Annotated in this window: 11 protein-coding genes and 1 tRNA gene; 11 read left to right on the forward strand and 1 reads right to left on the reverse strand. The window is 69.8% G+C overall.

Translation table 11 applies throughout. The features are described from left to right. The 11 genes from ACTJJ4_RS02380 to ACTJJ4_RS02430 all read left to right on the forward strand — a co-directional run bounded on the left by ACTJJ4_RS02380 (nt 1) and on the right by ACTJJ4_RS02430 (nt 13276). A complete protein-coding gene (locus ACTJJ4_RS02380) occupies nt 1-591 on the forward strand; it encodes a Trp biosynthesis-associated membrane protein (protein ID WP_440941850.1) in 591 nt (196 codons plus the stop codon). 34 nt (nt 592-625) lie between these two features. Then, a complete protein-coding gene (locus ACTJJ4_RS02385) occupies nt 626-865 on the forward strand; it encodes an HGxxPAAW family protein (protein ID WP_285632216.1) in 240 nt (79 codons plus the stop codon). Beyond that, a complete protein-coding gene (gene trpC, locus ACTJJ4_RS02390; RefSeq protein WP_440941851.1) occupies nt 865-1668 on the forward strand; it encodes an indole-3-glycerol phosphate synthase TrpC in 804 nt (267 codons plus the stop codon). The genes ACTJJ4_RS02385 and trpC overlap by 1 nt, the downstream gene beginning before the upstream one ends. Nucleotides 1669-1670: 2 nt before the next feature. Continuing rightward, nucleotides 1671-2879: a tryptophan synthase subunit beta gene (gene trpB, locus ACTJJ4_RS02395; protein ID WP_440941852.1), complete on the forward strand. Its 1209-nt coding sequence runs from the start codon at nt 1671-1673 to the stop codon at nt 2877-2879. Continuing rightward, a complete protein-coding gene (trpA, locus tag ACTJJ4_RS02400; protein WP_440941853.1) occupies nt 2876-3679 on the forward strand; it encodes a tryptophan synthase subunit alpha in 804 nt (267 codons plus the stop codon). The genes trpB and trpA overlap by 4 nt, the downstream gene beginning before the upstream one ends. Nucleotides 3680-3689: 10 nt before the next feature. Further along, the gene (gene lgt, locus ACTJJ4_RS02405) at nt 3690-4688 is read left to right on the forward strand and encodes a prolipoprotein diacylglyceryl transferase (protein WP_440941854.1); all 999 of its coding nucleotides are present in this window, start codon (nt 3690-3692) and stop codon (nt 4686-4688) included. Nucleotides 4689-4849: 161 nt separating this feature from the next. After that, on the forward strand, nt 4850-9355 hold the full coding sequence (gene gltB / locus ACTJJ4_RS02410; RefSeq protein WP_440942807.1) for a glutamate synthase large subunit: 4506 nt from the start codon (nt 4850-4852) through the stop codon (nt 9353-9355). Further along, entirely contained in the window at nt 9348-10814 is a 1467-nt protein-coding gene (locus tag ACTJJ4_RS02415) for a glutamate synthase subunit beta (RefSeq protein WP_440941855.1), read from the forward strand. Before gltB ends, ACTJJ4_RS02415 begins: the two co-directional genes overlap by 8 nt. Nucleotides 10815-10870: 56 nt before the next feature. Next, nucleotides 10871-12319, forward strand: coding sequence for a pyruvate kinase (gene pyk, locus ACTJJ4_RS02420; RefSeq protein WP_440941856.1), 1449 nt, complete (start codon nt 10871-10873; stop codon nt 12317-12319). 62 nt (nt 12320-12381) lie between these two features. Further along, nucleotides 12382-12464: transfer RNA gene (locus ACTJJ4_RS02425), tRNA-Leu, on the forward strand. 194 nt (nt 12465-12658) lie between these two features. Then, on the forward strand, nt 12659-13276 hold the full coding sequence (locus tag ACTJJ4_RS02430; protein ID WP_440941857.1) for an ANTAR domain-containing response regulator: 618 nt from the start codon (nt 12659-12661) through the stop codon (nt 13274-13276). A 59-nt stretch (nt 13277-13335) separates the two neighbouring features. Here the strand turns inward: ACTJJ4_RS02430 and ACTJJ4_RS02435 are convergent, their stop codons facing one another. Next, on the reverse strand, nt 13336-13758 hold the full coding sequence (locus tag ACTJJ4_RS02435; RefSeq protein ID WP_292703609.1) for a hotdog fold thioesterase: 423 nt from the start codon (nt 13756-13758) through the stop codon (nt 13336-13338). Nucleotides 13759-13775: the final 17 nt, after the last annotated feature.

A 13775-nucleotide genomic window follows, 5' to 3' on the forward strand; every position in this document is an offset into this window, starting at 1 on the left:
ATGAATCGCGCACGCATGTACGCGGTGCTGGGGTTCCTGCTCGCGGGCGGCGTCGGCATCATCTCCTCGACGCAGACCTGGATCACCGTCCACCGCTCCGACGCCGCCGCACCGCTGCTCGTCTCCGGCGCCGAGGCCATGCCGCTGCTCGCGCCGCTGTCACTGGCCGTGCTGGCCCTCGGCGGAGCTCTGTCCATCGCCGGACGCGCGCTGCGCTACCTCTTCGCGGTGATCGGCCTCGGCGCCGTGGTCGCACTCGTCACCGGAACGCTGCCGCTCGTGTCCTCGCCGCCCCTCGCATCCGCCGCCCCTGCTCTCACGAAGGCGACCGGCCTCAGCGGTGACAAGGCGCTCGGCGCGATGGTGACCGACCTCGAGCCCAGCGGCTGGAGCGTCGCCGCCCTGTGCGCGTGGGTCGTGGTGGCGCTGGCATCCCTCTTCGTCCTGGCGACCGCGCACCGCTGGAAGGCGGGCACCCGCCGCTACGACCAGCTCTCCGAGGCACGGCACGCGGATGCCGGGCCGCTGGACGCCGTCGATTCCTGGGACGACCTGTCCCATGGCACGGATCCGACCGGCCCTTCCCGATAGACTTATGACATCGTCGACCCTCCCGGAGGAGAACATGACCAACCCGATCGCAGACCCCGGTCACGGACACTCGCCTGCAGCCTGGACTGCCGTCGTGATCATGCTGGTCGGCTTCACCGCCGGCACTGTCTTCTTCTGCTTCCCCGACGGTTCGGGAGTGGTGGGTGTCTGGATCTCGGCCGCCGTCGTCGTCATCGGCGCGATCGTCGGCTGGGTCATGGCGAAGGCGGGCTGGGGAGTGAAGGGCCCGAAGTACACCCCGAAGGCGCACTGATGGTCCTCGCCGACCTCACGGCCGGCGCGGTGCAGGACGCCGAGCGGCGTGCTGCGACTCGGCCGCTGGCCGACGTGGAGCGTGAAGCTCTGGCGCGCCCTGCCGCCCGCGACGCTCTCGCGGCGCTGGCGCCCGCCGACCGGGTGAAGATCATCGCGGAGGTCAAGCGCGCGAGTCCGTCACGCGGCGCTCTCGCCGAGATCCCCGATCCCGCGCTGCAGGCTTCCCTGTACGAGCAGGGCGGTGCCTCCGCCATCAGCGTCCTGACCGAGGAGCGCCGATTCGGCGGCAGTCTCGCCGACCTCGAGGCCGTCACCGCGCGCGTGAACCTCCCCGTGCTGCGCAAGGACTTCATCGCTACGCCGTATCAGGTGCTCGAGGCCCGCGCGGCCGGAGCCGACCTGGCGCTGCTCATCGTGGCGGGGCTCGACGTGAAGACCCTGGGTGAGCTGTACGCGCTGATCCGCGAGCTGGGCATGACCCCGCTGATCGAGACCCACTCCGCAGAGGAGCTCGAGGTCGCGATCGATCTGGGTGCCGAGCTGATCGGCGTGAACGCGCGCAACCTGAAGACCCTGGAGCTCGACCGGGACCTGTTCGCGTCCCTGTCCGACCGCATCCCCGACACCGCCATCCGCGTGGCGGAGTCGGCGGTGCTCGCACCCGAGGACGTGCGCCGCTACCGCGAGGCGGGGGCGGACGTCGTCCTGATCGGCGAGGCGCTGGTCACCGGCGATCCCGTCGCCACCCTGAACGCGTTCCTCGCGGCCGGCGACCTGCCGGTGCGCGGGGGAGAGGAGTGAGCATGGCGCTGCGCGACCAGCACGGACCGTTCTTCGGCGAGTACGGCGGGCGGTACATGCCGGAGTCGCTCATCGCCGCGATCGACGAGCTCACCGCCGCGTACGAGGCGGCGATCGTCGACCCGGCGTTCCGCGCCGAGCTCGCGACGCTGCTGCACTCCTACGCCGGACGACCCTCGCCGATCACGGAGGTGCCGCGTTTCGCGGAGCACGCCGGCGGCGCACGCGTGTTCCTCAAGCGCGAGGACCTCAACCACACCGGCTCGCACAAGATCAACAACGTGCTCGGACAGGCCCTGCTGACGAAGCGGCTCGGCAAGACCCGCGTGATCGCCGAGACCGGCGCCGGCCAGCACGGCGTGGCGACGGCGACCGCGGCGGCCCTGTTCGGGCTGGAGTGCACGATCTACATGGGCGAGGTCGACACGGAGCGTCAGGCGCTGAACGTGGCGCGGATGCGTCTGCTCGGCGCCGAGGTGGTCGCGGTCAAGACCGGGTCCCGGACCCTGAAGGACGCCATCAACGACGCCTACCGAGACTGGGTGGCGACCGTCGAGACCACCAACTACATCTTCGGGACCGCGGCCGGTCCGCACCCGTTCCCGGCGATGGTCCGCGACTTCCAGAAGATCATCGGCGAGGAGGCCCGTGAGCAACTGCTCGCCGAGGCCGGCCGGCTTCCGGATGCCGTGGTCGCCTGCGTCGGCGGCGGTTCCAACGCGATCGGCATGTTCGACGCGTTCCTGGACGACGAGGGCGTGAAGCTCTACGGAGTCGAGGCAGCCGGTGACGGCGTCGACACTCCGAAGCACGCGGCCTCGATCGAACGCGGTCGTCCCGGCGTGCTCCACGGCGCGAAGACGTACGTGCTGCAGGACGAGGACGGCCAGACCGTCGAGTCGCACTCCATCTCGGCCGGTCTCGACTACCCGGGCGTCGGCCCGGAGCACGCCTGGCTGAGCGACATCGGACGTGCGGAGTACATCCCTGCCACCGATGACGAGGCCATGCAGGCCCTGCGCCTGCTCAGCCGCACCGAGGGCATCATCCCCGCGATCGAATCGGCGCACGCCCTCGCCGGCGCACTGCGCATCGGTCGCGAGCTCGGCCCGGACGCCGTGATCGCCGTCTGCCTCTCCGGTCGCGGCGACAAGGACATGGACACCGCGGCGCGCTACTTCGACCTGTACGACGAGGAGGACGCGTCGTGAGCCGTGTCGAGGCAGCGATCCGCAAGGCCCACGAAGCGGGCAGGGGCGCCTTCATCGGGTACCTGCCGATCGGCTTCCCCGACCTGCAGACCGGCATCGAGGCAGCGCTGACCCTCGCGCGCAACGGCGTCGACGTCATCGAGCTCGGCCCGCCCTACTCCGACCCGGTCATGGACGGCGAGGTCATCCAGCAGGCCACGCAGCAGGCGCTGGCCAACGGCTACCGCACCCGAGACCTGTTCACGGTGGTGAAGGAGATCACCTCCCGCACCGACGTGCCGGTGGTCGTGATGACCTACTGGAACCCGGTGCTGCAGTACGGCGTCGACCGCTACGCCGACGATCTGCTCGCCGCGGGCGGCGCCGGCCTCATCACCCCCGACATCACCCCCGAGGCCGCCGGCGAGTGGATCGCCGCGAGCAACCGCACCGGCCTCGACCGCATCTTCCTCGCTGCTCCGACCTCCACGGACGAGCGCCTCGACCTGGTCATCTCCTCGTCGACGGGCTTCGTCTACACGGTCTCCACCATGGGCATCACGGGGGAGAGGGCGGCTCTCGACCGCGCTGCGCGGACGCTCGTCGACCGCATGCGGGCCCGTGGCGCGTCATCCGCATGCGTGGGGATCGGCATCTCCAACCCCGAGCAGATCGCCGGTGTCGTCGAGTACGCCGACGGCGCCATCGTCGGCACGGCGCTCGTCAAGGCGCTGCGCGACGGCGGCCTGGACGGCCTCGCCGAGACCACCCGTTCTCTCGCCGGCGGCACCCCGTCGGCGCGATTCGCGACAGGAAACTAGACTCACTCTCATGTCCCTTGCGCTTCACAGCCTCATCTCGGGCGTGCCCGCCAGCATCCCGAGCCCTCCGGTCAGCACGTTCCCGATCTTCGGGATCACGATCCACTACTACGCGCTGTGCATCATCGCGGGGATCATCGCAGCGACGCTGATCACCAACCACCGCCTCACCAAGCGCGGTGCGGAGAAGTGGGTCGTCATCGACATCGCGATCATCGCGGTGCCGCTGGCCATCATCGGGGCGCGCATCTTCCACGTCCTGACGCACTTCGACTTCTACTTCGGCCCGGGCAAGAACACCTGGAACCCCTTCGAGCCGGGTTCGGTCTGGGCGATCTGGGAGGGCGGCATCGCCATCTTCGGCGCGCTCATCGGCGGCGCCGCGGGCGCCTGGCTCGGATGCCGGTGGACCGGCATCCGCTTCTGGACCTTCGCGGACGCCCTCGCGCCCGGGCTCCTGCTCGCGCAGGCGATGGGCCGGTTCGGCAACTGGTTCAACCACGAGCTGTTCGGCCTGCCCACCGACCTGCCGTGGGGCCTGGAGATCGAGGCGTCCAACCCGGCGTTCCCGGCCGGCCTGCCCGAGGGCACGCTGTTCCACCCCACGTTCCTGTACGAGGTGATCTGGAACACGCTCGGCGTGCTGGTTCTGCTCTGGCTGGGCCGTCGGCTGCGTCTGCAGTGGGGCCGGCTGTTCGCCTGCTACCTGATCTGGTACAGCGCCGGTCGCATCGTCTGGGAGTCGATCCGCATCGATCCGAGCCAGGTCTACCTGGGCCTGCGCAGCAACGTGTGGGCGGCGATCATCGGCGTCCTCGTCGGCCTGGTCATCCTCATCGTGCAGACGCGCCGTCACACCGGCCTGGAGGCCTCGCCGTACCAGCCCGGACGAGAGCCCGCCGATGCCGTTGTAGACTCAGAGCACGATTCCCACGACTACGTCGACCTGAGTGAGCCTCCGGTGGACGGGATCGACGCTGAAGCACCCGCCACAAGCACGGCTTCATAAACCGCGAGGACGTCATCTGAGCACTCCCGCCGTGCGTGATCCTTCATACTGAACGAGCGGGCCGACGCTGTCCCCGGATTCACTTTCGACACTGAGGACGGTGACTGGTGTACTTCCAGCCTCCCTACGGCGCCTCCGGCGCTTACCCCCCGAAGCAGGGGATGTACAACCCCGCCCACGAGAAGGATGCCTGCGGCCTGGCCATGGTCGCGACGCTCCGCGGGGAACCCGGCCACGACATCATCGCGCTGGCGCTGGAAGCGCTGCGCAACCTGGAGCACCGAGGCGCGATCGGCTCGGACGCCGGCACAGGAGACGGCGCCGGCATCCTCACGCAGATGCCGGACGCGTTCCTCCGGGCCGTCACGGACTTCGAGCTCCCCCCGGTCGGCGAGTACGCCGCAGGCCTGGCGTTCCTCCCTCTGGAGTCGAGCGCCCGCCGCGAGCAGAAGGCCGGCATCGAGCGCCTCGCCGCCGAAGAAGGACTCGAGGTCCTCGGCTGGCGCGTCGTCCCCACCGCCAACGAGCACCTGGGCAAGCTCGCCGATGAGGCCCGCCCGGCGTTCGAGCAGCTCTTCATCACCGCCCCCGGCGCCGTCGCCGGCATCGCCCTGGACCGCCTGGCCTACCGGCTGCGCAAGCGCGCCGGACACGAGCTGGGCGCCTACTTCGTCTCCCTGTCGGCCCGCACCCTCGGGTACAAGGGCATGGTCACCACGCTGCAGCTGGAGCCGTTCTACCCCGATCTGCAGGACGAGCGCTTCGCCTCCGAGCTCGCCGTGGTGCACTCGCGCTACTCGACCAACACGTTCCCGTCCTGGCCGCTCGCACAGCCGCTGCGGATGCTCGCGCACAACGGCGAGATCAACACGATCGGCGGCAATCGCAACTGGATGCGCGCCCGGCAGTCGCAGCTGGAGTCCGAGCTGCTCGGCGACATCGCCCCGCTGCTCCCGATCTGCACCGACGGCGCCAGCGACTCGGCATCCTTCGACGAGGTGCTGGAGCTGCTCACCCTGACCGGTCGCAGCCTGCCGCACGCGGTCATGATGATGGTGCCCGCCGCATGGGAGAAGCAGACCGACCTCGACCCGGATCTGCGCGCGTTCTACGAGTACCACGCGAACCAGATGGAGCCGTGGGACGGCCCCGCCGCCCTGATCTTCACCGACGGCGTGCAGGTGGGCGCCACGCTCGACCGCAACGGCCTGCGCCCCGGGCGCTGGACCGAGACCACCGACGGACTCGTCGTGATCGGCAGCGAGACGGGCGTGCTGGAGTTCGCACCGGAGCGCATCAAGCGCCGCGGGCGCCTGCAGCCCGGCCGGATGTTCCTGGTCGACACGGCGCAGCGCCGCATCATCGAGGACGACGAGGTCAAGCGCGATCTGGCCGCCCTGCATCCCTGGGCCGACTGGCTGGCGGAGGGCGCCGTGCGCCTGGCCGACCTCCCCGAGCGCGAGCACATCGTGCACCCCGCGGCATCCATCACCCGTCGCCAGCGCACCTTCGGCTACACGGAGGAGGAGGTGCGCATCCTGCTCACCCCCATGGGGCAGAACGGTGCCGAGCCGCTCGGCGCGATGGGCAGCGACGCGCCCATCGCGGCGCTCAGCGAGCGCCCGCGCCTGCTCTTCGACTACTTCGTGCAGCAGTTCGCTCAGGTCACGAACCCGCCCCTGGACGCGATCCGCGAAGAGGTCGTCACCAGCCTGCGTCTCGGCCTCGGACCCGAGCGCAACCTGCTCGACTGGGGTCCCGAGCATGCGCGCACGGTGAGCCTCGACTTCCCCGTCATCGACAACGACGAGCTGGCGAAGATCCGGCACATCGACCGCGCTCTTCCCGGCCGCTCCAGCGCCACCATCCGCGGCCTGTACCACTTCGACGCGGGTCCTCACACGCTGGCTGACCGGCTGGCGGCGATGTGCGCCGAGGCGGATGCCGCGATCGAACGCGGCGCGGAGCTGCTGATCCTGTCGGACCGCGACTCGAACAAGGACCTCGTCCCGATCCCGTCGCTGCTCATGGTCGCCGCCGTGCACCACCACCTCATCCGCCGCGAGAACCGCATGAAGGTCGGTCTCGTGGTCGAGGCGGGCGATGTGCGCGAGGTGCATCACGTGGCCACGCTGATCGGCTACGGCGCCTCGGCCGTGAACCCGTACCTGGCGATGGAGACCGTGGAGCACCTGGTGCGCACCGGCTACATCACGGGCATCAGCCCGGAGGAGGCCGTCCACAACGTGATCCACGCGCTCGGCAAGGGCGTGCTGAAGATCATGTCCAAGATGGGCATCTCCACGGTCGGCTCCTACGCGGGAGCGCAGGTGTTCGAGGCGATCGGTCTGAGCCAGGAGCTCGTCGACGCCTACTTCACCGGCACCGAGACCAAGCTCGGCGGCATCGGCATCGAGGACGTGTTCGCCGAGAACCAGGCGCGGCACGACTACGCCTATCCCGAGGACGAGGCGGCCAGGGCGCACGAGCGGCTGTGGACCGGCGGCGAGTACCAGTGGCGCCGCGACGGGTCCCCGCACCTGTTCAACCCGGACACGGTGTTCCGTCTGCAGCACTCCACCCGCACCCGCCGGTACGACATCTTCCGCGAGTACACCAAGCTCGTGGACGACCAGGCGCACGAGCTGAAGACCCTGCGCGGCCTTTTCGAGCTGCGCACCGGCGAGCGGCCGCCCGTCCCGCTGGACGAGGTCGAACCCGTCAGCGCGATCGTCAAGCGGTTCTCCACCGGAGCGATGAGCTACGGCTCGATCTCGCAGGAGGCGCATGAGACGCTCGCCATCGCGATGAACCGTCTCGGCGCCAAGTCGAACACCGGTGAGGGCGGCGAGGACCCGGAGCGCCTGGTCGACCCCGAGCGCCGCAGCGCCATCAAGCAGGTGGCGTCCGGCCGGTTCGGCGTGACCAGCCAGTACCTGACCGAGGCGACCGATCTGCAGATCAAGCTCGCCCAGGGCGCCAAGCCCGGTGAGGGCGGGCAGCTGCCGCCGCAGAAGGTGTACCCGTGGGTGGCGCGCACGCGTCACGCGACGCCGGGCGTGGGTCTCATCTCCCCGCCGCCGCACCACGACATCTACTCGATCGAGGACCTCAAGCAGCTCATCTTCGACCTCAAGCGCGCGAACCCGAAGGCCCGCATCCACACCAAGCTGGTCAGCCAGTCCGGCATCGGCGCGGTCGCCGCGGGCGTGGCGAAGGCGCTGAGCGACGTCATCCTCGTCGCGGGGCACGACGGAGGCACCGGCGCGAGCCCGCTGAACTCGCTCAAGCACGCCGGTACGCCGTGGGAGCTGGGACTCGCCGAGACGCAGCAGACGCTCATGCTCAACGGCATGCGCGACCGCGTCGTGGTGCAGGTCGACGGACAGCTCAAGACCGGCCGCGACGTGATCATCGGAGCCCTGCTGGGAGCCGAGGAGTTCGGCTTCGCGACCGCACCACTGGTCGTGAGCGGATGCATCATGATGCGGGTCTGCCACCTGGACACCTGCCCCGTGGGCGTCGCGACCCAGAACCCGCTGCTGCGGTCGCGGTTCACCGGCAAGCCGGAGTTCGTCGTCAACTTCATGGAGTTCATCGCCGAAGAGGTGCGCGAGCACCTCGCGGCGCTCGGCTTCCGGTCGCTGGACGAGATCATCGGCCACACCGAGCTGCTGCGCACCGATGCCGCCGTCCACCACTGGAAGACCGAGGGACTGGACCTGTCGCCGATCCTCACCGGACCGGTGTTCCCCTCCGGGGAGCCGCGCAAGAGCGGCCGGACGCAGGACCACGAGCTGCACAAGCACTTCGACACCACGCTGATCGCGCTGTCGGGGGACGCCCTCGAGCAGGGCGACCCGGTGCGCATCGACCTGCCGATCCGCAACACGGAGCGCGCGGTGGGGACGATGCTGGGCCACCACGTCACGGAGCGCTACGGCGCCGCCGGTCTCCCGCCGGAGACCATCGACGTGACCCTCCGGGGCACGGCCGGGCAGTCGCTCGGCGCGTTCATGCCGGCAGGCATCATGCTGCGACTCGAAGGGGACGCCAACGACTACGTCGGCAAGGGCCTCTCCGGCGGGGACATCGTGATCCGCCCGCCGAGGGATGCGTCGTTCGAACCGCACCGGAACGTGATCGCGGGCAACGTGATCGGGTACGGCGCCACCTCGGGGACGATGTTCATCTCCGGTGTCGTGGGGGAGCGGTTCCTGGTGCGCAACTCGGGCGCGACGGCGGTCGTGGAGGGTGTCGGCGACCACGCCCTGGAGTACATGACCGGCGGGCTCGCCGTGATCCTCGGCACCACGGGACGCAACCTGGGTGCCGGCATGTCCGGCGGCGTGGCATACGTGCACGCGCTGCGCGAGACGCAGGTGAACGCGGAGGCGCTCGAGAGCGGCGAGCTTCAGCTCGTGCCGCTGGACGACGCCGACGCCGCGACGCTGCACCACCTGCTGACCGAGCACGTCGAGCGCACGGGTTCGCCGCTGGCGACCGAGCTGCTCGCCGATGCCGACGCGCTGAGGACCGCCTTCGTCAAGGTGCTGCCGCGGGACTACGCCGCCGTGCAGGAGATCCGCCGCGAGGCGCAGGCCGCCGGGGACGACCCCGACGGCGAGAATATCTGGACCCGGATCCTGGAGGTGACCCGTGGCTGACCCGAAGGGCTTCCTCAAGACGACTCAGCGCGAGCTGCCGGCGCGCCGTCCGGTGGCGGTGCGCATCATGGACTGGAAAGAGGTCTACGAGGACACCGACCGCACCGTGCTGCGCCGCCAGGCGGGGCGCTGCATGGACTGCGGCGTGCCGTTCTGCCACTCCGGATGCCCGCTGGGCAACATCATCCCGGAGTGGAACGACCTGACCTGGCGCGACGAGCGGCAGGCAGCGAGCGACCGGCTGCACGCCACGAACAACTTCCCGGAGTTCACCGGGCGGCTGTGCCCGGCACCGTGCGAGAGTGCCTGCGTGCTGGGGATCAACCAGCCTGCCGTCACGATCAAGCACATCGAGCAGTCGATCGCCGATGACGCGATCGAGAACGGCTGGGTGCAGCCCCGCCCGCCGCAGCGCCTCACGGGCAAGACGGTCGCTGTGGTGGGGTCCGGCCCCGCCGGGCTCGCCGCGGCTCAGCAGCTCACCCGCGCCGGGCACACCGTGGTCGTCTACGAGCGCGACGACCGCATCGGCGGGCTGCTGCGCTACGGCATCCCCGACTTCAAGATGGAGAAGCGCCACGTCGACGCGCGTCTGCGTCAGATGGAGGAGGAGGGCACCCGTTTCCGGCCGGGCGTCGAGATCGGCGTGCAGCTGTCCTGGAGCGACCTCCGGGCGCGCTACGACGCCGTGCTCATCGCGACCGGATCCACGGTGCCGCGCGATCTGCCGATCCCCGGCCGTGACCTGCCAGGCGTGCATTTCGCGATGGACTACCTGGTGCAGTCCAACCACGCGGTCGCCGGTGACGAGGTCCCCGGCCAGATCAGCGCCGCCGGAAAGCACGTCGTGGTCATCGGCGGTGGCGACACCGGCGCCGACTGCATCGGCACCGCCCACCGCCAGGGCGCACGCAGCGTGACCAACCTGGCCATCGGACGACGTCCTGGCACGGAGCGCAGCGAGAACCAGCCCTGGCCGACGCAGCCCACCCTGTTCGAGGTGCAGTCCGCACACGAGGAGGGCGGTGAGCGCACCTACCTCGCCTCGACGGTGGAGTTCCTCTCCGACGACACCGGGGCGCTGCGCGCCCTGCGCGTCGCCGAGACCGCGTTCGTGGACGGCAAGCGGGTACCTCAGAGCGGAACGGAGCGGGAGATCCCGGCCGAGCTCGTGCTCATCGCCATGGGCTTCACCGGACCCGAGGCCGATGTGCTCGGCGAGCGGGACGTGCCCGCCCTCACCGGTCGCGGCGTGTACCAGCGCGACGCGCGGTTCGCGTCCTCGGAGCCCGGCGTCTACGTCGCCGGCGACGCCGGGCGCGGACAGTCGCTGATCGTCTGGGCGATCGCAGAGGGTCGTGCCGCCGCAGCCGCCATCGATCGCGACCTGATGGGCGCCACCACGCTGCCCGCACCGGTCGCTGCAACGGATGTCGCACTCAGCGTCCAGCCTGCGTAGGCTGAGCGTGGCAACGTCGCCAAGTCCCCGTACCCCTTCTCACCCTGGAGATGCCGTTGAGACGCGCGAAGATCGTGGCCACACTCGGGCCTGCAACCTCGACCTATGAAACGGTCCGTGCACTGATCGAGGCCGGTGTGGACGTCGCACGGCTGAACCTCAGCCACGGCGACTACTCCGTGCACGAGGCGAACTACGCCAACGTGCGCCGGGCCGCGGACGACGCCGGCCGCGCCGTCGCCGTGCTGGTCGACCTGCAGGGGCCGAAGATCCGCCTCGGCCGTTTCGAGGACGGGCCCTACGAGCTCGCCGTCGGCGACATCTTCAAGATCACCACCGAGGACATCATCGGCAACCGGGAGATCTGCGGCACGACGTTCAAGGGTCTCCCTCAGGACGTCAAGGCGGGCGACTTCCTGCTCATCGACGACGGCAAGGTGCGCGTCGAGGTCGTGGACACCGACGGCACCGTCGTCACGACCCGCGTGGTCGTCGCCGGCGCCGTGTCGAACAACAAGGGCATCAACCTGCCCGGTGTCGCCGTGAACGTCCCCGCTCTGAGCGAGAAGGACGAGGAGGACCTGCGCTGGGGTCTGCGCACCGGCGCCGACCTGATCGCGCTCTCGTTCGTGCGCAACGCCGCCGACGTGGAGCGCGTGCACGAGATCATGGCCGAGGAGGGCGTGCGCGTCCCCGTCATCGCCAAGATCGAGAAGCCGCAGGCGGTCGATGCGCTCGAGGAGATCGTCGACGCGTTCGACGGCATCATGGTCGCCCGTGGCGACCTGGGTGTCGAGCTGCCCCTCGAGGCCGTCCCGATCGTGCAGAAGCGCGCGGTCGAGCTCGCTCGCCGCAACGCGAAGCCGGTGATCGTCGCCACGCAGATGCTCGAGTCGATGATCAACAGCCCCGTCCCCACCCGCGCCGAGACCTCGGACGTCGCCAACGCCGTGCTCGACGGCGCGGACGCCGTGATGCTGTCCGGCGAGACCAGCGTGGGGGAGTACCCCGTGGTGGTCGTGGAGACCATGGCCCGCATCATCGAGTCGACCGAGGAGCACGGGCTGGAGCGGATCTCCCCGCTCACCAACAAGCCGCGCACTCAGGGTGGTGCGGTGACGCTCGCGGCTCTGGAGGTCGCCGAGTTCGTCGACGCCAAGTTCCTGTGCGTGTTCACGCAGTCCGGCGACTCCGCGCGACGCCTCTCGCGGCTGCGCTCGCGCATCCCGATGCTCGCGTACACGCCCGAGCCCGGCATCCGCCGCCGCATGGCGCTGACCTGGGGCATCCGCTCGACCCTCGTCGAGATGGTGCAGCACACCGACGCGATGTACCACCAGGTGGACGAGCACCTGCTCGGCTCCGGCCTGGCGAAGGAAGGGGACAAGGTCGTCGTGATCTCCGGTTCCCCTCCCGGGATCATCGGCTCCACGAACGACATCCGCATCCACAAGGTGGGGGATGCCGTGGGTGGAGCGGCGCCGATCTACAAGACCGGCGTCTGAGACGCTTTCGAAGGGGCGGGCCTGCGGGTCCGCCCCTTCGCCGTGCGCTAAAGTCGATCCGGGCCGGCGTGGCGGAATGGCAGACGCGGAGCACTCAAAATGCTTTGTCCGAGAGGACGTGTGGGTTCGAGTCCCACCGCCGGCACATGTGGATTCCGGGGCGCCCGGAGGGTGTCCCGGAATCCACATACGGCAGCAGAGCGGGACTCGAACCAGCGGGCGCAGCCCGCGTCGGGGTCCGGTCCCGCGTCGCGGGAGGCTCGGCGCATCGCGAAGCAATGGGGTGAGTCGCGACGTGGCCCCACCGCCGGCACAAGGTGAACAGATAGGATTCTTACCGTGACTGACGTAGAACAGCCTGAGCAGCCCACGGCATCCGCCCCGCGACGCGTGGTCGTCGCCGAGGACGAGTCGCTGATCCGCCTCGACATCGTCGAGATCCTCCGCGACAACGGCTTCGACGTCGTCGGCGAGGCGGGCGACGGCGAGACGGCCGTGGCCCTCGCCACCGAGCTGCGCCCCGACCTGGTCGTGATGGACGTGAAGATGCCTCTGCTCGACGGCATCAGCGCGGCCGAGAAGCTCCACAAGAACAACATCGCACCCGTCGTGCTGCTGACCGCGTTCAGCCAGAAGGAGCTCGTCGAGCGCGCGAGCGAGGCCGGTGCACTGGCGTACGTGGTCAAGCCCTTCACGCCGAACGACCTGCTGCCCGCGATCGAGATCGCGCTGGCCCGCCACGAGCAGATCATCACGCTCGAGGCAGAGGTCGCCGACATGGTCGAGCGCTTCGAGACCCGCAAGCTCGTCGATCGCGCCAAGGGCCTGCTGAACGAGAAGATGGGTCTGAGCGAGCCGGAGGCGTTCCGCTGGATCCAGAAGGCGTCCATGGACCGCCGTCTGACGATGCAGGACGTCGCCAAGGCGATCATCGAGCAGCTCGCCCCCAAGAAGTGAGCACGATCCACTGACAGCGAGAGGGCCCCGTCTGATGACGGGGCCCTCTCGCATCCGCGTCAGGCGGGCATCTCCTTGATCATGTTGGTGATGCGGATCGTGGAGCAGCGCCGGCCCTGATCGTCAGTGACCACGATCTCGTGCACCGTCATGCTGCGGCCGAGGTGGATCGGCGTGCAGACCCCGGTGACGATGCCGGAGGTCGCCGAGCGCGTGTGCGTGGCATTGATGTCGACGCCGACCGCGAGACGGCCGGGCCCGGCGTGCAGGTTGGCGGCCATCGAACCGAGCGACTCGCCCAGCACGACGTACGCGCCGCCGTGCAGCAGGCCCACGGGCTGGGTGTTGCCCTCCACGGGCATCGTGCCGACGCTGCGCTCGACGGAGAACTCGGTGAACTCGATCCCCATCTTCTGTGCCAGAGCGCCCATGCCGCGCTGCGTGGCCCACTCCATGCCCGTCATCCGAGCCTGCTCGTCCATCTGAGCCTGATCCGTCA

Source organism: Microbacterium sp. 22195, from assembly GCF_052056515.1.
Classification (GTDB): Bacteria; Actinomycetota; Actinomycetes; order Actinomycetales; family Microbacteriaceae; genus Microbacterium.

Bases quoted from the DNA above. Each gene is read 5' to 3' on its own strand.
- ACTJJ4_RS02380 (WP_440941850.1), top strand. From the start codon at position 1: ATGAATCGCGCACGCATGTACGCGGTGCTGGGGTTCCTGCTCGCGGGC.
- ACTJJ4_RS02385 (WP_285632216.1), top strand. From the start codon at position 626: ATGACCAACCCGATCGCAGACCCCGGTCACGGACACTCGCCTGCAGCC.
- trpC (WP_440941851.1), top strand. From the start codon at position 865: ATGGTCCTCGCCGACCTCACGGCCGGCGCGGTGCAGGACGCCGAGCGG.
- trpB (WP_440941852.1), top strand. From the start codon at position 1,671: ATGGCGCTGCGCGACCAGCACGGACCGTTCTTCGGCGAGTACGGCGGG.
- lgt (WP_440941854.1), top strand. From the start codon at position 3,690: ATGTCCCTTGCGCTTCACAGCCTCATCTCGGGCGTGCCCGCCAGCATC.
- gltB (WP_440942807.1), top strand. From the start codon at position 4,850: ATGTACAACCCCGCCCACGAGAAGGATGCCTGCGGCCTGGCCATGGTC.
- ACTJJ4_RS02435 (WP_292703609.1), bottom strand. From the start codon at position 13,758: ATGGACGAGCAGGCTCGGATGACGGGCATGGAGTGGGCCACGCAGCGC.